The following is an 18,931-nucleotide window of genomic DNA, read 5'->3' on the forward strand; positions in this document are numbered from 1 at the left end:
TTTTTAATGGTTTCATTGTATAAATTTAGTTTAAGACTACTTTTTCAGTGCCCTCATTGCACCCATGCTGGGCGCACATAAAAAAGCATTAGTAAGCTCAATACTAATGCTTTTCCTACATGAATTAATTTCTATACTTATATTGTAAAACAGGTTAATAACAACACTTCAGTCCATATATTTATAGGTTAACTTTCAATTCTCCAAACAACGGTAACCGTAGCTTTCAATTCTAAATTTGCTGGCTCTAAATCAATCTTTGAGCTATCTGCCATGACAAACATCCCACTATTCTTGTAAAGTGGAAATTCACTCCCACTATAATCTATGTTAATCACCTTCCCCAATCTCACTCCTGCCGCTTCTGCCATAACCTTTGCCTTTTCCTTTGCATCGTTTATTGCATATCTCAAAAGAATATCATTAACTTCAGTGTCATCCTTAAGCATATAACGAATTGAGAACTCAGGTGTTGCATCGCAATTAGAAAGTGCATTAAGTACCCTTCCTAGTTTAATACTATTTTGTTCAAACTCAATTTTTAAGTGATTAGTAACTTCATACCCAACAAATACTCTCTTATAGTTATCATTCATATCTTTTACAGTTTCATACTTGGTGTTAACTCTAAAGTCAGCAGTCTTCATGTCTTCCTTCTCAAAACCTACTTCCTTTAAACAATTTCTCAACTGTTCTAGTGCCATACCTGCAGCCTTTATAGCTTCTTCATAAGTAGGTTTTACTGTTATAAGTACCATGTCAACTTGAATTGTGTCTGGTGGTACTGATATATTTCCCTGTCCATTAACCCTTATTAATCTATCATCCATACTATTTCCCCCTTATTCTCACTTAGGTTCTATTTCAAATAGATGTTGGTTATGTATAATCCAATTCCAACAATATACTAAAATATAGCCTTTGCTTATTTAATAGAACTCTATAGTATAAATCTATTAGCTGTACCTTTAAATAATGCCTAATATAAAAATACCCTATAGAATAGATTTTTAAAACTGTCTACTCTATAGGGTATATTTTAGCAAATACTAATGCTTTATATATATGAAGTCTTTACTATCTACATTATAAAATAAGATAAAAATAATACGCCTAATCCATACATAACAGGATGTACTTCCTTACGTTTTCCTTTGCAAAACATTAATATTACATAAGCTATAAATCCAAAGGCTATTCCTTCTCCTATGCTATAGGTTAAAGGCATTAATATCATTATTAAAAAGCTTGGAATTGCATATTCCACTAAATTCCAATCTATTTCAGCCAGGGAACTACATAGTAAAGATCCTACAATTACTAAAGCTGGGGCAGTTACCTGTGAAGTTATTACTGATAATAATGGTGAGAAGAATAATGATACTAAAAACAATCCTGCTACTACCACGCTTGAAAATCCTGTTTTAGCTCCAACAGATATTCCTGATAAAGACTCCATGCAAGATGTAGTGTTTGTTGTTCCAAATACTGCGCCTACACAAGTTGCAACGGAGTCTGCCAGTAGAGCCTTAGAACCATTTTTAACTGAACCATCTTCCCTTAATAATCCCACCTTAGATCCTACTGCAACTAAAGTTCCTGCTGTATCAAAGAAATCCATGAAAAGAAAGGTAAATATAACCATAATCATTTGTGGAGTAAATACATCCTTTAAGTGTTTAATAGCTACTCCTAAGGTTGGTGCAACTGATGGAGGCATTGAAATAACTGCTGTTGGTACATCTACAATTCCAAAGACCATTCCCACAGCAACTGTTGATACTATTCCTAAAAATATTGCTGTCTTTACTCCCCTTGCCATTAATATAGCAATGGCAGCTAGTCCAAATATTGAAAGTAATACTGTTTTATCTGTTAAATTACCCAATGCAACAAAGGTTGCCTCATCTGCCACAACGATTCCTGCATTTTTTAGTCCTATAAACGCTATAAATAAACCTATTCCTGCTGTTACTGCAAATTTCAAATTATTAGGTATGGCTTTTATAACCATCTCTCTTATTCCAGTAACTGAAATTAATACAAAAGCTATACCGGATACTAAAACCCCAGCTAAAGCAACTTCCCAAGGAATGTCCATACCTATGCATACTCCAAAGGCAAAAAAGGCATTAAGACCCATACCTGGAGCTAAAACCATTGGGAATTTAGCTAGTGCACCCATGATGAAGGTTCCTATTGATGATGCCAACGCTGTGGCAACAAACACGCTGCCCTGAGGCATTCCTACTTGTGATAAAACCTCTGGAATAACGAATAAAACGTATGCCATAGTTAAAAATGTGGTTAATCCACCTGCTATCTCTGTTTTAAAATTGGTATTATTATCTTCAAATTGAAAATAATTTGAAATGAATTTCATATGTATATCCTCCTATGTTGTCTTTGTAATTAATACTTATCGCATAGGAAAATAAAATAAATGAGAATAATTCCTTAATTATCGTAGTCAAATCATTTAAGGCGATTTGGTAGAAACTGTTGATCCATATTATCAACTCTATACGATAGTTCAATTACTTATTAAATTATGTTTAATCAAATTAAATATATAATAGTACACATTTAACATTTTGTCCATATTTATTTTTTCAACTGACTTTCTTGAAACAATGTAAATACTCTCTTTTTAAGTAAAGGATGTATCTTATTAGGCGCAATTTCATTAAGGGGTTTCAATACAAAATCCCTCTCCTCCATTCTTGGATGAGGTAATACAATCTCTTCATCCTCAGATATTAAATCATCATAAAAAATCACATCTAGATCAATTATTCTAGGACCCCATCTAATTACTCTTTCTCTTTTCATATCCGCCTCAATAGTTAATAATTTTCTTATTAAATCCTTTGGTGAAAGCAAGGTTGTTACCTTTAACACTCCATTTAAAAACTCTTCTTGATCTGTATATCCCCAAGGCTCTGTTACAATGAATGAAGATATCCTCTCTACATTTATTTCTTTGTAGTTACCAATTTTCTCAATTGCCTCATTAAGATTCTTCTCCTTATTTCCTATGTTACTTCCTATAGCAATAAAAGCTTCATGCCAACCTCTTTCTATTTCAACAGCTGCATAATCTAAATGTCTTCCTATAGGTGCCCAAGGCTTTTTAAGAGTTACCTTAACATTTTCAACTATTGGATAATTAACTAATGTAAACTCTGCAACTTTTTCCGCTGCCATTTCTATTAAATCATAGGACTTTTCTGTAAAGACCTTCTCTATTCCATGACAAAGCTCACCATAATGAACTGATTTATTTAAATCACCTGTTTTTCCTGCTTCTTCAAGGCTTAAAGTTAATTCTAGGTCTAAAATAAACTTTTGACCTAGTGTTTTTTCTTCTGTAAACACACCATGATTTGCAAATATTTCTACGTTCTTTAGATATATTTTATCCATATTACTCTCCTATTTTGCTTTTAATATTTTATCTGTCATTAAGCATACTCTCTTATTTTCTAAAACATCATGAACTCTTATAAATTCACAGCCCTTCATTATTCCAACAACAGTTGTTGCTAATGTTCCTTCAACTCTTGCATTAACAGGCAAATCTAAAGTAAGACCTATCATAGATTTTTTTGAAGTACCTAATAAAACTGGATATCCTAAATTTCTAATTTTTTCTAGATTATTCATTACAATTAAGTTTTCTTCGTAAGTTTTAGCGAAACCTATACCTGGATCTAAGACAATATTTTCTTCTTTAACCCCTGCATCTAGTGCTAAGTTTATACTTTCCACTAAATCCCCTAAAACATCTTCCATTAAATTATTGTAAGGAATATTTTCTCTGTTATGCATTAAAATACATGGAACACCATACTTTGCTGCAACCTTAGCCATAGCCTTGTCCTTCTTAAATCCCCATACATCATTTATAATATCTGCTCCTACCTTTATAGCTTCTTCAGCAGTTCTTGCCTTATATGTATCAATAGAAACTGGAATATGAAATTTCTCTTTTATAGCCTTAATTACAGGTATAACTCTATTAATTTCCTCATCTACCTCAACTGGTTCAGAACTAGGTCTAGTGGATTCTCCTCCAACATCAATTATATCTGCCCCAGCATTAATTAGCTCTTCTGCATGCTTTAGTGCTAATTCAACTCTATCAAATTTCCCACCGTCCGAAAATGAATCAGGAGTTACATTAAGTATTCCCATAACATAAGTTCTTTCACCCATAATAAACTCTTTGTTCCCTATTCTCATTACACACAACCTCCATTTAATAATTAATAATAAAATTCTTTTTCTCTTTGCTCCAGTAACAATCCTTTTCTGAGTTACAATTAAAACAGTTTCTAGAAAGTTTATCACTTTTACAAATTATTTTAGAAAGTTCATCCTGGGCTTCTCCCCTATGATTTTCTATAGCTCTTAAAATAATTTCTACATCTTTCTTTGAGTAATCTGTTTCAGCTAAAATTTCTTTAGATAAAATTACACTTCCCTTATGATGAGGTATTTTCTCTTTATATTCTAAAACTCTTCCTATATCATGTAATAAAGCAGTTCCATATATGATATCCTTTGAGTAATCTAACCCCTCTTCCAATACTTTTATGTAAGCTATTCTTGCAACATCAAGAAAGTGTTCCATATTATGTTTACAAAAAACTCTATCTTCCTCTAAATCCTTCAATATATTTAAATACTCTCTATAAGTTTTGTTATTTAGTATACCATTAACCTTCTCCAAGGATAACACTCCTCTACTGATTAATTAAGGTTAGAACTTCTCTTCTTAGTTCATAATCTTTTTCAAAAACCCCTCTATATGTAGTAGTTAATGTCTTTGTCCCTGGTTTTTTAACGCCTCTCATAGTCATACACATATGCTCTGCCTCTATAAGTACCATGACTCCTTCTGGATGCAAGTATCCCATCATTGAATCTGCAATCTCTGCAGTTAATTTTTCTTGAAGTTGTGGCTTCTTTGCATAAATCTCCACAGTTCTTGCAAGTTTTGAAAGACCAGCTACTCTTCCATTTGGTATATATGCAATGTGTACTTTACCATAGAAAGGTACTAGATGATGTTCACACATTGAGAAAAAGGTTATATCCTTTTCTAAAACTAAATCATTTCTGTCTACTTGAAAAGTCTTAGACAAATGCTCCTCTGCTGTTTTTCCTATACCTGAAAATATTTCCTCATACATTCTTGCAATTCTTTCTGGAGTTTCAAGAAGCCCTTCTCTATTTTGATCCTCGCCTATAGCCTCTAATATAAGCTTAACTCCTTCAATTATCTTCTCTTTATTTACCATTTTTATATTCCTCCACTTTATAAGCTAGCTATCTCTGCCACTTTAACTCTCTAAAGTTACAGAGGTTTTCTAAACTCTAAAATCACCTATAATTACTAACTTTATTATATCATTTAAAAAGTCCTACTCAATACTTTCATTACCCATTTTTACATACAAATTGTGCCACAATACTAATGAATATAGTGTCTATGATTAATTTAAAACTATATTATATATTTTACCACTAAAAATAAGGTAGACCATCATGAAATTGAAGGACTACCTATTTCAATTATTTGTACATTTTGTTGTATTTTCACCACTTTTATTATCTGTCTTTCTTTAGCTCACTTCTATTATAAATACAGAAACTTTAAAAGGATAATTTAAAATTCTGGCAAATTTCTAAAAATCTATTCATATATTCGGATATAAACTTATTTTTATGGTACACCAGACAAATATCACGAGTAGTGTTAATACCTTGAATATCAACTATGTTCAATTTGCCGGACTTTAACTCCTCTGTAATCATAAGATTAGATATTATAGCTAGACCTTGTCCAGCCATTACCGCATTCTTGATAGCCTCAGTATTTGTACAGCTCCACTTCATATTAACGGAAATTTCCTGTTCTTTTAACAATTGTTCAAAAATATTACGGTCACGACTTCCCTGTTCACGAGCAATAACGTCTTGACCCTCTAATTTTTCAATAGAAATTTCTTTTGCTGAAGCAAATGGGTGGTTTGATCCACAGACTAGCACCAGTTCATCTTGGTAAATTGGTATTTTTATTATATCCGAACTCAGTGTTTCTCCCTCTATAATTGCCAAATCCAAGGTGCTGTTTAGTAACATATTCTCAATAATAGTAGTATTGTTAACTATAGCCTTTGCAGAAGCACCAGGGTTCTCCTTCTCAAACTGCTCAATAATAGGGCATAAAAGACAGGTACCAACCGTTACAGTGCCACCAATGCGTAGGCAGACATTCTCACCTGCATTCTTTATGTCAATTTCCATTGCTTTAAACAAATCTACAATATGACGGGCGTATTTCAGAAGTCGCTCGCCATTTTCAGTGATATATAGCTTTTTAGACAGCCTCTCAAACACCTTAATACCGTAGTAACTTTCAATATCACGGATTGCTTGGCTAACGGAAGGCTGGGATATAAATAATTGTTCTGCTGCAAGCCTCATTTTTCCACAATTAGCAACAGTTATAAAAATCTCTAAATGTCGTATGGTCATTATAAATGTCCTCCTAATTTAAGACGTTATTAATAGGAATATAAAATCAAAGGTTTTCCTCTCCTATTTTTATCTTATATCTATCATTATAATTATATAAATTAAAATCTCAATACCATTGCTTTCAATTTAAATACCTATTGGGCAAGTAACTTCTACAGTTCTCTTTAAAGACATAGGCATCCCCCTTTAAATCTATGCTTATTGTAACAAACCATCTTATACGATAAAGTTTTATATAATTAATAATTATGTTTTTGCAACTTTTAATATTCCTATACATAAAAACAAAGCACCAGGAAGCCCTGATGCTTTACTCTCATATAAGTATTATCCTTCTATATGCTCTATTCCCTTTTGTTCAATCTTATAGTTTCCTCTATCAACTTGCTTGTTTATAAAGCCCTTTTTATGTAACCCTTCAAGACAAGATTTTAATGTTCTCATATCTCCCTTGCTAGTATCCCTTAGGTTAACTGCAAGTCTTATTTTTGTCATACTTTGTGGTGATGACTCTCTACATTCATAAAGGTAGTTTAATATATTATCTTTAATTTCTGTTTCATTATACTTCATTGAAATCCTCCTCATAAGTACATTCCTATATGTTATCCCATTATACTATATCCTATGGTAAATACAAAGGCAACATAGTACTAAATTTTTAATAACCTATAGAAAAAAGAACAGCTTTTAAAACTGTTCCTATCTGCTCCTCGTATACCCTGTTTTACAACACTCCATTTGACTGCACACCAAATTATTTGCAATACATAAAATGTTACACAACAATTGGTTATTAATACATAGTATATGATTTATTAATTGACTATTTGTACACTTTAAGTATTCTGAATTTGATTGATTGCTTTGACAATATAAAAGTATTAATATTAAAACTAAAAGCCTTATACCTCTTCTATCAGAATCACACCTATCCGCGATTACATTTTCTTCATTGCAGCAATGTTCTGAATCTGTTTCCCAATCACAATTACCAGTGAACCTTTCCCAATCACAATTTGACATGTGTACCTCATATATTATTACTATATTTTATATACTATGTAATTCATTATATATTGGTCACACTTAAATCCTTATGCAAATAAAAGTTTATTTTTGTACTATATAGTAATCCTCTCTAAGATATATTTCCTACTGTAAACTACTCCATGAATCATTATATTATTGAAATAATTTATGATTTATTATGTATACCAGTTATTTCTTTATAATTAACAACTTTAATCTTCATTTTCATTGACTACGAACATAAGTTCTAGTATGATTGTTAGAGAAGGTATTCATAAGATAAAATAAATTACTATTGGTGTCTTTTATTAATTGTGATAAGTTTCCTATCTTTATATTCATTCTATATATACTAAAAAACATCTAAAATAGAAGGTGATTAAATTGGAATTAAGTGAAAAATTAAGGATATTGAGTGGAGCTGCTAAATATGATGTGTCTTGTTCTTCCTCTGGTTCAAATCGAAAGGCTGTTAAAGGTTCCTTAGGTTCTGCTGCTTCTAGTGGTATCTGCCACTCCTTTACTCCAGATGGAAGATGTATATCCCTACTAAAGATTTTACTTACAAATTATTGTATATACGATTGTGCCTATTGTATTAATAGAAGATCAAATGATGTGGAAAGGGCTGCCTTTACCGTGGATGAAGTAGTAAACTTAACCATGAATTTTTATAGAAGAAATTATATAGAGGGATTATTCTTGAGCTCTGCTGTTATAAAAAATCCAAACCACACCATGGAAATGTTGACCTCTGTTGTTGAAAATCTTAGAACTAAGCACAATTTCCATGGTTATATTCATCTTAAAGCAATTCCTGGAGCTGATGATGCTTTAATCCAAAGAGCAGGTAATCTGGTAGATAGAATGAGTGTAAATCTAGAACTTCCCTCTGATGAATCCCTTAAACTTTTAGCTCCCGAGAAAAATAAAACTGATATATTTTCTCCTATGAAGTCCATAAAAAACAATATTATAGTTAGTAATTCTGAAAGAAGACTTTCTAAAACAGCTCCCATCTTCGTGCCTGGCGGTCAAAGTACTCAGCTAATTGTTGGAGCAACTAAAGAAAGTGACCTTAATATACTAACCCTTAGTGAGAACCTTTATGATAACTTTTCTTTAAAAAGAGTTTATTACTCAGCTTATGTACCTGTGAATAGTGGAAAGAATCTTCCCGACCTTAAATCCCCACCAACTTTACGGGAACATAGACTTTACCAAGGAGATTGGCTCCTTCGTGTCTATGGATTTAGGTCTGAGGAGTTGCTTAATGACAAAAGCCCTAATTTTGATATTAACTTTGATCCAAAAACCAATTGGGCTTTAAATAATATTAATCTCTTCCCTGTGGAGATTAATATAGCTCCCTATGAAACCTTGATTAGAATACCTGGCATTGGAGTTCAAGGAGCAAAAAAAATCATGAGTGCAAGAAAAGTTAGCTTTCTAGATTTTAATGACTTAAAAAAGCTAGGGGTAGTTTTAAAGAGAGCTCAGTATTTTGTAGTGTGTAAAGGAAAGTATTATGGTTCTGTAGATTTAGATGAAGATAAAGTAAGATCAGCCCTAAAGCCTAAAATTGATTTAAACTATCTTGATGATGGCAATGAGCAGCTTAGCTTCTTTGATTCCCTAAATCTTAATAAATCTCTAGACTTATTCCCAACTTCACCTAATAAAAAACTTTTACTCAGTGCTTCTAAGGATGATTTTAACTCTTTAGATAAAACCCTATTATTAAATGATAAAGGTACCTCTTTTACTGGGGAATTGTAAAAATCAATCTATTGAAATGCCTTGTTATTTTATTTGAAGAAGCAAGTTCCTACAACAAATCAAAAAAATTAGGATTCTTACTTAGGAGGATGTAACCATGAAAGAATATTTATATGATGGGTCTTTTGAAGGACTTTTAACTACTATTTTTTATTGCTATGGTTCTAAGGAAGATACTATAATCACAAAGATATCCAATTATATACCTAGCTTAATTACCCAAGTTAAAGAAATAACAACTGAAGAGGATAAATTCAATAGGGTGTATTATAGCATAAAAGATAAACTGAGCCATAGCACCTTAAGAAATGTATACTATATTTATTTAAGTGACTTATATAACTGTGAGGATTTAATCCTTAAATATATAAAACTCTGCTATAAGTATGGTGATGACATAAACCTAGCCAAAAATAATGACTTAATCATTCTAGTGGATAAATATTGTAGAAGGGTGTCACTAGAAGGTCATAGGTTCACAGGCTTTGTAAGATTTAAGGAAATTGCACCCTTTACTTTCTATGGCGCTATAGAGCCTGACCATAACATCCTACCTGTAATATCTTCACATTTTACTATGAGATTTTCTGACCAAAACTTTATAATCCATGATATTAAAAGAGAGTTAGCTATTATCTACAACAAAAGTGAAAGTGTTATATCTCCCCTTTCTAAGGAACAAGGAGAAGCCCTTGAAACCTCTTCTATAGATGATAACTTTGAAGATTTATGGAAACAATTTTATGAATCAGTTAATATTAAGGAAAGAGAAAACCCCAAACTAAGAAATAGAATGATGCCTACTAGATACTGGAAACATTTAACTGAAATAAAGTAGGTTTTAAAGTTAATGCTATGTTCTAAGTGAGTGTTGATAAGAACTTCAACAGTTTATTAGAACATAGCATTTAAGATTACACTTATCTCTTATTTATTAAATCCAAGAATTCCTTCTCCATAAGTGTTTTTATTCCTAACTCTTCAGCCTTAGCAAGTTTACTTTTTCCAGGCTCGGTACCCACAATAATCATATCCGTCTTCTTACTTACACTACTAGCTATAACTGCACCATAATGTATAGCCATCTCCATCATTTCACATCTACTTCTTGACATATCTCCTGTAAATACTAACTTTTTACTTTCAAATATGTTCTCTATTATATTACCTTTTGCAGCCTCTAATCTTAATTTTTCCTCTGCACGTTTTTCCTTATCTACCTCATAGTTTCTTGTTTTTCTAATATTACTACTAGAAGTTGCTCCTAAAGCACTCCACTTTTCGGGTTTTACAACCTTTAACAATTCTAATAAGTCCAGTACATCTTGCATTGCTGTATGGGTTTGATCTCCCTTTATATCATAGTATTTTAGAAGTTCTACTAGCTTATAACTATCAAGCTTAACCTTTGATTTAATAGTATTCATGCTGCAATAAAATTTCGTGCTATCATCCACCCAATTCCAATATACTAAAAATTTTTTATCGAAACTAGCATTATGTGCAACTAGTGGGTATTTATATTTAGCTATTAGCTCCTTAAACTGGTTCTTTAATTCAGCATTCTCTTCTATAGCTTCGAGTCCAGATCCATATCCACTCTTATATTTTTCTTTATTATTAATAATAGCTAAATGTAAGCTGTCTACAACTTTATAATCTTCCACAACCACAGCTGCTACTTCCCTTATTCCATCTTGAGCCATGAAGCTATGTGGAGTTTCTATATCAATTATAATAAAATTTTCTTTCTTATCTGTTTTTTTATGCTGCTTCTTAGATTCCTTATTTGCCTTAGGTAAGGTTATTTCAGTAGTTTCTTCACTGTGATCTAAATATCTTGAAAAACTCTTGTTTTGCATATCTAATAAATAATCTGGGTGTATGCTATGCAGTTCTCCATTTATATGTAAAATTATTTCATTGTCATCAACAAATCCAACTACATCACATTCTATATGCTTGTCTATGTAATTCCCTTTATAATATAGTGTTTTTATTTCAACTGCTTTTGAAGATATTAGCTTCCATTCCCTTAACTTTTCTAATTTGTATTCTATTGACTGGAATGTTATCCATTCTCTTTTAGGACTTATCATATTTATGCCTCCATGCTGACTTTATTAAATTTTAGTAGTAGATTAATTGTATTTTATTAAAACTTATTTTATTTTATCATACTTATACCTTAAGTTCATCCTATTACCCATATGCAATTATTGTTTATGTTACCCTTACCTTTATATTTAACTCCCTCATTATTCTCTCTCCATCTAATTTCAATAAACAGAAACTATATTCCAGTGATTTAGAAATAGCTTTAACTTCTCAAGATTTTAGCTAGTTTATTATTAAATCTAATATATAAAAAAATTATGATCACCCATAAACTGAGCGGTCATAATTAATATTTTTATATGATTTAAATAACTGAAAATATATTGCTAATATTTACTTCTATGACTAATCATTATTTCATTCAATATTTCACTAGTACTTTGTGGTGTATATGTAATAGCATTAGCACCTGCTGCTATAGTTTCACGTATGCTTTCTGTGGTAGGTCCTCCCGTTGCTATGATTGGAACTTGTGGGTATTTCATTCTTATAGTTCTCACAATATTTGCTGTTTCTTTTCCGCCAGATACATTTAGTATTGTAGCACCTGATTCTATTCTTCCATCTATATCATCATGTTTTGAAACAACTGTAACTACTATTGGCAAATCTATTGTTTTTCTCATACCTTTAATTACTTCATTTGCTATAGATGCATTAACTACAACTCCCATAGCACCTTTAAATTCAGCATCCAAAGCTAAATTAATAACTCTTTTTCCTGTAGTAATCGAACCTCCAACACCACAAAATACTGGAATGTCAGATGCTAATAATAAAGCTTCAGTTATTCTTGGTTGAGGAGTGAATGGATATACTGCAATAACTGCATCAGCATTAGTATTTCTTATTACTGCTACATCTGTTGTAAATACTAATGATTTAATCCTTTTCCCAAAAATAATAATTCCACTGGCATCCCTAATAACTTTAGGTAATTCGATCATATGACTTCTTAATAGGCCTTTAAATTCTGGCACATACTTTTCCATAAGACTTCTCCTTCTAATTTACACACTATTCTCTTTGTACCATTTAAATTACTTATTCCAATAATATATTTATTAACCTATACTTATAGGGTTTTATCCTGTTTCCTATATAAAAAGCATTAAAATGATTACTAGAATAACTTCTAAAATTAGATTAAAATTTCTTTTAATTGCTTATTTCCTATTAGGATGCACTTTATTATTCAAACAATACATATGATATTAAATCATATAATTTATGTTTTTTCAACAACTTATTTTTCCCTTCAATCATATATATTAAACAACATATTTTACTCCTAATACCTACCTTTATTTTGCACATACAAATCGCTTATAAATTACATGTAAATTTTGAAATTATTTCAAAGTCTTATGCCTATAATTTCTACTAAATAAACTTTTCTGATTTTAACTATTCAGTTTAAGTTCTAATTCTTGCCTTTCATGTTATTGAAATAAAATATTGCTAGCTGTGTTCGATCTCTAAGTCTTAGTTTTTCTAAAATAACACTTACATAATTTCTAATAGTACCTTCACTTAGAAACAAATTTGATGCTATTTCCTTATTTGAAAGCCCCTGAGAAACTAGTGTAATTATTTCGATTTCCTTACCTATTAAATCATATTTTGATAAATCCTTCTTATCCCTGTTCATACTTAGTATTGTTGGTATCTTTGATACAATTTCCTCACCAAAAACACTTTGTCCAAGTTTTACTGCCTTCAAAGCTGGAACAATTCCTTCAAAATGTTGTTTTAGAATATATCCCTTGGCTCCAATTTTTAGTGCAGTTATTATATACTCATCATCCTCAAATGTAGTAAGAAATAATATTTTCCCTTCTTTATGAGATTTCAAAATTTCCTTTGCCGCTTCCATTCCTGTGATTCCACCCATACGAATATCCATAAGTATTATGTCTGGCTTATATTCATCATAAAGCTTTATTGCCTCTTCCCCACTATATCCTAGTGCCAACACCTTTATATCGCTAGACATCTCTATTATAGTTTTAAGGGATGTTGCAATAAGTTTATCATCATCTATAATAATTATTTTCATATCTATAATCCCTACCTTTACCTAAAAATTATTATCTTTATATAAGTTAATGTAGTATTAATATATTTTATTTCAGCATTTTTTGTAAATAGAACCTTCAATGATTAAATAAACCACATTCGCTGGAATAAGTTTCACTTAAGATTTACAACGTGTTTAATATTGGCAAGACTGATTCCTTATCATCACTTCATAAAAGATATAAATATTTTAAATCCATTACTATTATTGAAATTTACAATTCCATTTAAACTATCTACACGATTTCGAATATTTTCAAGACCCATTCCATTATCTATGCTCATACTTTTCTTTGTTCCGTTGTCCATAATAATTACCTGATATAACTTAGGATGCTCATACAGACTAATAGATAGTGCTGTTGCATTTGAATGCTTTATCACATTTGATAGTGCCTCTTTAACAATGGCAATAATAGAATACTTAACCTTTATATCAAGATTTGAAGAAAACTCATAGTTTAGTGTTCCTTGGCAAAAGGTAAATTCCTGAATTAGATTTGAAAGTTGCATATATAAATCAATTGAGTCTTCATGAATGTTGTGAATACTGCTTCTAATAGAGTTCATTCCTTCATCTAAAGTGGTTTTAATATTTCCAAGTAACTCTTTTGTAGTTTCCTCTTTGGTCAACGCCATGGTTGCTCCAATTTGCAAAATTGAACTCGTTAAAAGATGGCCTACACTATCGTGAATTTCACGGGCAATCCGATTTCTTTCATCTAATGTAGCTAAACTAACCTCAGAATCCTGTTTATCTACTAGCTCTTTAATCTTTTCCTCAAGAACCATGGAAAGCTCTGTTAAGTCATCCCTCTTCTTTATAAAATCACTATGTAGCCTTTCATATTGAATCGCTTTAAACTTTAATATGATTCCCACAATAATTAAAGCAGCAATAATAAGACTTATTTCAAGGGAATATAAACTTACATTTATTACATAGGGAATTAAAGTTATAGTCCCTATGTATTTGTTTTTTGAAAAGCTTATATCATATATTATAACTGGTATCATAATGAGAAACTCAGGATAAAATACGCAAATTATACAGTATATCAAAAAAGCAGTGACGTTTAGCTTATCTCTATTAAAATACTCTAGAAAGCTAGTCATTGCCACTGCTATTAAAGTAGGTATAATAGCTTTCTCAATAGAATTATTTGTTAAAACCATAGTTGTAGATCCTACTAGGAGTATAACTTTATTTAAAATATTATTCATTTATATCTCCTTTCATCTAATATTATAGATATATACTATCATAAGTGATACTCCAATTCTATGAATTAATCAGTGTAATTTACGCCTTGGAATGCAGAGATGAAGTTTCATAAATTTCTAGCTATGTTAAAACGAAAATACATTGATATTTAATGAATAAATTATAACCTGACAAATGTCATATTTAAGTTATGACATCTAACACTTACATATGAGAAATTCTTCCACTATAATATAAATATAGAATAAAAAAAAAGAGAGGTATTATCATGGTTGTTAAAATAGAGAACTTAGTAAAAAGATATGGAGATTTAATCGCTATAGATCATCTAAATTTAAATATTAAGCAAGGAGAAATATTTGGGCTTCTAGGTCCTAATGGCTCTGGAAAAACTACCACAATAAATTGCATGTTATCATTACTTAAATATGATAAAGGAACCATTGAAATTTTTGGACAAGAAATGACACCTACAACCTACAATGTTAAAAAGGACATTGGTATAGTAATGCAAAATGTAGCTGTTTTCGATGACCTTACAGTATATGAAAATGTTGATTATTTCTGTGGTTTATATATAACAAATAAAAGTAAGAGAAGGGCCCTTGTAGAAGAAGCAATAGACTTTGTTGGACTTTCCGATTATAAAAAGTTTACACCAAAGAAATTAAGTGGTGGACTTCTTAGAAGATTAAATATAGCTTGTGGAATTGCTCATAAACCAAAGTTAATTATTCTTGATGAACCAACAGTTGCTGTAGACCCACAAAGTAGAAACCACATTTTAGAAGGAATTAAAAAATTAAACCAAGAAGGATCAACTATTATTTACACATCTCACTATATGGAAGAGATTGAGCAGCTTTGTACTTCAATAGCTATCATGGACAATGGTAAAATTATTGCAAGGGGTACTAAAGAAGAACTTAAATCTATGATTTCTCTTGGTGAAAAAATAGTTGTTGAAGCCTACAACTTAAGTAATACTCACCTTGAAAGTATTAAATCATTTCCTAATGTGACTGACATAGACTATAAGGAAAATCTGCTAACTGTTAGAACAAAAAGTGGACATAGCAGTCTTGGAGAAGTTATTAACTATGTGGGAGAAAATAAAATAAGCTATGGAAAGATTTATTCAGAGCTACCTACTTTAAACGACGTATTTTTGGAAATTACCGGTAAGAAGCTTAGAGATTAGTAAAGGAGGAGTATAGTATGTTTTGGCATATTTTCAAATATCAATTAAAGTGTAAGTTTAAGGATAAAGAAGGTTTCTTTTGGTCTTTAATGTTTCCAATAATCCTTGCCACATTTTTTTATCTAGCCTTCACAAATGTTCTTTCTGGAGAATCATTTGAAAAAGTTAATATTGCTCTTGTAAACACTAGTAATATGACTGAAGAATTTAGTACAGCAATAAATGAAAGTGACCTATTTATTATAAAGAACACAGAAAAATCTAAGGCAGAAGACCTACTTGCAAAGGGTGAAATTTCAGGTTATATAACCTTTGGAAATAAAATTGATATAACCGTTACAAAATCTGGTATCAATGAATCAATAATTAAAACTTTTGTGGATAGCTTCAGTGAAAAAAATGCTACTATCACAAATATAATGAGTAAAAATCCAAATTTAATCACTGGTGATTTTATAGAAAACATGGAAATCTATAAGGACTATACTAAAGATGAGGACATAGGCACCTCAACAAATGCAGTTGTAATTTTCTTCTATGCTCTCCTCTCAATGACTTGTCTTCTTAGCGCTAATCTAGGTTGCACCGACGTTATAAATATACAGGCAAATCAATCACAAAGAGCAGCTAGAATCAACGTGGCACCAGCAAATAAAATAAAAGTTTTTTTAGCTACAATAAGTGCCAGCCTATTACTTCATTTTACAAACACACTATTAGTTATATTGTATATATCTCAGATATTAAAGGTTGACTTTGGTAATTCACTTGGATTTGTAATTCTACTTTGCTTTGTCAGCTGCTTTACAGGCCTTACCCTTGGTACTATGATAAGTTCTCTTGTAAATAAAAAGGCAAGTACTAAAGATGCTATTTTAAATGGAATCATAATGATTGGATGCTTTTTCTCTGGAATGATGTCCACTGATGTTAAATACATCATACAAAGTAAGTTTCCTATTATGGCATATATAAATCCAGCAAACCTAATTACAGATGGATTCTATTCCCTATATTATTATGATACCTTTAATAGATATTTTATAAATTTAAGTATATTAGCTTTCTTGGGAGTTACATTTGGAATTATTACCTATGTTGTATTAAGGAGGCAAAAATATGCAAGTATTTAAACAGTATTTTAAGATTGTACGAAAAAGTGCCCTTGCATCATTATTAATTTATGTAGCAATCTTTACAGTTATAACGGTACTATTCTCAAATATGGGTGGAGCTGCAATGGAGCCTTCCTTTGAAACTTCAAAATGTAGGGTAGTAGTTATAAATAAGGATACTTCACCCCTTTCTCAAAACCTCGAAAAATACATTGGAGAAAATTCAAAACTTGTAGAAATACAAACTGACGAGGAAGGAATAAAGGACGCTTTATTCTTTAGGCAAGCAGAAGTTATTATAACTATTCCAGAAGGTTTTGGAAATATGTTTATAACGGAAACCCCTCTTAATTTAAAAACTCAAAATATTCCTGATTCCTCAAGTGGAATCTTTGTAAAAAATATGGTAAATAACTATCTAACTACCTCAAAGTTGTATTCGGATAGTATGCAATATACAAACTGGGAAGAAATTAATAACCTTGTTAATGATGATTTATCTATTAATACCAAAGTTAACCTAACCGGTGAAGGTAAAAATAATTATAAAAGTAAAATTAATTATTATTTTAATTATCTTTCATATGCTTTAATTAGTATATTAATACTTGGAATTTCAATAACTTCAAATATATTTAATTCTTCAGATATTAAAAGAATAAACCTATGCTCACCTATAAAACCAAATAGATTTAGCATGCAAATATTTCTTGGGAATATCTCATTATCTCTTATAACTTGGGCCTTGTTCATTGCTCTCTCAATAATAATGTATAAAGGAGATATGTTTACTGTAAGTGGATTACTTTATAGCATAAATTCCCTAGTATTTACTATAACGTGCTTATCTCTAAGTTTTTTAATAGGAAACTTAGCATCTAAAACTTCAATAAAGCCAATTTCAAACTGTGTTGCCCTTGGTGGTTGTTTTCTTGGTGGTGCCTTTGTTCCTCAAAGTCTACTCAGTGAAACCGTAAAAAATATTGCAATAGTAAATCCAGTTTATTGGTTTATAAAAGTAAATGACAAAATTGGTACTTTATCAGTTTTCAACAAGGAAACTATAGCTCCAATATTATTTGAGATGATCATTTTACTAGCCTTTGCTGCAGCCTTTCTAGGTATAGCACTAGTGGTTATTAAGCAAAAGAGAACTAAATACTAATTAAATATAAGCAACAGATAAAAAGACCTAAGATTCATCTAATATATCTTAGGTCTTTTTCATATCTTTTATGTAAATTTATTACATAATCTGAAAACATATGGTAAAATATAGTTATAAATTTAACATAACCTAATAAATTAATAGTTATACCTACTTTCCGTAGTAAATTTATAAAAGGAGTGATCTAATGAAGCTATTTAAAAAGAAAGTCGGTCTTGGTTCTCTATCCTTTCTCTTGCTCTTAGTAAGTATTGTCTTTATATTTTCATATATTTACTTTTCTATAGGTGGTGAAATTTTAGGATTCCTTGGCTTAGGCCCTTGGGTAGAATGGGATATCCGTAGCCCTTACACTATGCTTTACTCATTAATATTTACAATTCCGGCAATTCTTCTAGGTTATAAATATAATAATCACTTTGGTGCCAAAGCTGGAAAATCAATATCCATTGCTATAACTTCGGTAATTCTTGTATTCACACTAGGTTATGAAGTAGGTTTTCAATTTATTATAAGTTAGAATTTTCATTTTATGTCTATAGCTGAAAATAAGAGGTGTATTACATAGATACCTCTTTTGATTAATATAATACTCTAGTCAAGATAAACTATATTTAGTTATAACTTATTTAAAAACGCTATATAAATAATAGTAGATATATTAT

At 30.7% G+C, this 18,931-nt stretch carries 19 protein-coding genes and 1 riboswitch; of the genes, 6 read left to right on the top strand and 13 right to left on the bottom strand.

What is annotated here, in order from left to right; genetic code table 11:
* Positions 1–188: 188 nt before the first annotated feature.
* From RSD37_RS13100 to RSD37_RS13140, 9 genes are all read right to left on the bottom strand, one after another.
* Positions 189–830, bottom strand: a complete 642-nt coding sequence (locus tag RSD37_RS13100; RefSeq protein ID WP_346947192.1) for an SIMPL domain-containing protein — start codon at positions 828–830, stop codon at positions 189–191.
* A gap of 251 nt (positions 831–1,081) precedes the next feature.
* Complete coding sequence (locus RSD37_RS13105) at positions 1,082–2,383, bottom strand: NCS2 family permease (protein ID WP_346947193.1); 1,302 nt, start codon at positions 2,381–2,383, stop codon at positions 1,082–1,084.
* A gap of 64 nt (positions 2,384–2,447) precedes the next feature.
* A riboswitch (purine riboswitch) is annotated at positions 2,448–2,549 on the bottom strand.
* Between the two features lie 55 nt (positions 2,550–2,604).
* A complete protein-coding gene (gene folK / locus RSD37_RS13110) occupies positions 2,605–3,426 on the bottom strand; it encodes a 2-amino-4-hydroxy-6-hydroxymethyldihydropteridine diphosphokinase (protein ID WP_346947194.1) in 822 nt (273 codons plus the stop codon).
* 9 nt (positions 3,427–3,435) lie between these two features.
* Positions 3,436–4,245 (bottom strand): dihydropteroate synthase, encoded by an 810-nt coding sequence (gene folP, locus RSD37_RS13115; RefSeq protein ID WP_346947195.1) that lies wholly within the window; start codon positions 4,243–4,245, stop codon positions 3,436–3,438.
* Positions 4,246–4,261: 16 nt separating this feature from the next.
* Entirely contained in the window at positions 4,262–4,735 is a 474-nt protein-coding gene (locus tag RSD37_RS13120; protein ID WP_346947196.1) for an HD domain-containing protein, read from the bottom strand.
* Between the two features lie 13 nt (positions 4,736–4,748).
* Positions 4,749–5,306 (bottom strand): GTP cyclohydrolase I FolE, encoded by a 558-nt coding sequence (gene folE / locus RSD37_RS13125; protein ID WP_346947197.1) that lies wholly within the window; start codon positions 5,304–5,306, stop codon positions 4,749–4,751.
* Positions 5,307–5,661: 355 nt separating this feature from the next.
* Complete coding sequence (locus RSD37_RS13130) at positions 5,662–6,546, bottom strand: LysR family transcriptional regulator (protein WP_346947198.1); 885 nt, start codon at positions 6,544–6,546, stop codon at positions 5,662–5,664.
* Between the two features lie 330 nt (positions 6,547–6,876).
* On the bottom strand, positions 6,877–7,122 hold the full coding sequence (locus tag RSD37_RS13135) for a hypothetical protein (protein ID WP_346947199.1): 246 nt from the start codon (positions 7,120–7,122) through the stop codon (positions 6,877–6,879).
* Between the two features lie 129 nt (positions 7,123–7,251).
* The gene (locus tag RSD37_RS13140; RefSeq protein ID WP_346947200.1) at positions 7,252–7,575 is read right to left on the bottom strand and encodes a hypothetical protein; all 324 of its coding nucleotides are present in this window, start codon (positions 7,573–7,575) and stop codon (positions 7,252–7,254) included.
* A gap of 390 nt (positions 7,576–7,965) precedes the next feature.
* Between RSD37_RS13140 and RSD37_RS13145 the strand changes: the two genes are divergently transcribed.
* Both RSD37_RS13145 and RSD37_RS13150 read left to right on the top strand, forming a co-directional pair.
* Complete coding sequence (locus RSD37_RS13145) at positions 7,966–9,360, top strand: putative DNA modification/repair radical SAM protein (protein ID WP_346947201.1); 1,395 nt, start codon at positions 7,966–7,968, stop codon at positions 9,358–9,360.
* Positions 9,361–9,457: 97 nt separating this feature from the next.
* Positions 9,458–10,198 (top strand): TIGR03915 family putative DNA repair protein, encoded by a 741-nt coding sequence (locus RSD37_RS13150; protein WP_346947202.1) that lies wholly within the window; start codon positions 9,458–9,460, stop codon positions 10,196–10,198.
* An 82-nt stretch (positions 10,199–10,280) separates the two neighbouring features.
* Here the strand turns inward: RSD37_RS13150 and RSD37_RS13155 are convergent, their stop codons facing one another.
* The 4 genes from RSD37_RS13155 to RSD37_RS13170 form a co-directional block, all read right to left on the bottom strand.
* Entirely contained in the window at positions 10,281–11,459 is a 1,179-nt protein-coding gene (locus tag RSD37_RS13155; RefSeq protein WP_346947203.1) for a BRCT domain-containing protein, read from the bottom strand.
* A gap of 345 nt (positions 11,460–11,804) precedes the next feature.
* Positions 11,805–12,470 (bottom strand): hydrolase, encoded by a 666-nt coding sequence (locus tag RSD37_RS13160; protein WP_346947204.1) that lies wholly within the window; start codon positions 12,468–12,470, stop codon positions 11,805–11,807.
* A 431-nt stretch (positions 12,471–12,901) separates the two neighbouring features.
* Positions 12,902–13,537 carry a response regulator transcription factor gene (locus RSD37_RS13165; RefSeq protein ID WP_346947205.1) on the bottom strand — a complete coding sequence of 212 codons (636 nt, stop codon included), beginning with the start codon at positions 13,535–13,537 and terminating at the stop codon, positions 12,902–12,904.
* Positions 13,538–13,722: 185 nt separating this feature from the next.
* Positions 13,723–14,781 carry a histidine kinase gene (locus tag RSD37_RS13170; RefSeq protein WP_346947206.1) on the bottom strand — a complete coding sequence of 353 codons (1,059 nt, stop codon included), beginning with the start codon at positions 14,779–14,781 and terminating at the stop codon, positions 13,723–13,725.
* 269 nt (positions 14,782–15,050) lie between these two features.
* On the opposite strand from RSD37_RS13170, the gene RSD37_RS13175 reads away from it, so the two are divergent.
* The 4 genes from RSD37_RS13175 to RSD37_RS13190 all read left to right on the top strand — a co-directional run bounded on the left by RSD37_RS13175 (position 15,051) and on the right by RSD37_RS13190 (position 18,786).
* Positions 15,051–15,983 carry an ABC transporter ATP-binding protein gene (locus RSD37_RS13175; protein WP_346947207.1) on the top strand — a complete coding sequence of 311 codons (933 nt, stop codon included), beginning with the start codon at positions 15,051–15,053 and terminating at the stop codon, positions 15,981–15,983.
* 17 nt (positions 15,984–16,000) lie between these two features.
* Positions 16,001–17,116: an ABC transporter permease gene (locus tag RSD37_RS13180; RefSeq protein ID WP_346947208.1), complete on the top strand. Its 1,116-nt coding sequence runs from the start codon at positions 16,001–16,003 to the stop codon at positions 17,114–17,116.
* A complete protein-coding gene (locus tag RSD37_RS13185; RefSeq protein WP_346947209.1) occupies positions 17,103–18,263 on the top strand; it encodes an ABC transporter permease in 1,161 nt (386 codons plus the stop codon). Before RSD37_RS13180 ends, RSD37_RS13185 begins: the two co-directional genes overlap by 14 nt.
* Before the next feature lie 190 nt (positions 18,264–18,453).
* Complete coding sequence (locus RSD37_RS13190) at positions 18,454–18,786, top strand: hypothetical protein (RefSeq protein ID WP_346947210.1); 333 nt, start codon at positions 18,454–18,456, stop codon at positions 18,784–18,786.
* Positions 18,787–18,931: the final 145 nt, after the last annotated feature.

It is taken from the genome of Clostridium sp., from assembly GCF_036646415.1.
Classification (GTDB): domain Bacteria; phylum Bacillota; class Clostridia; order Clostridiales; family Clostridiaceae; genus Clostridium_J.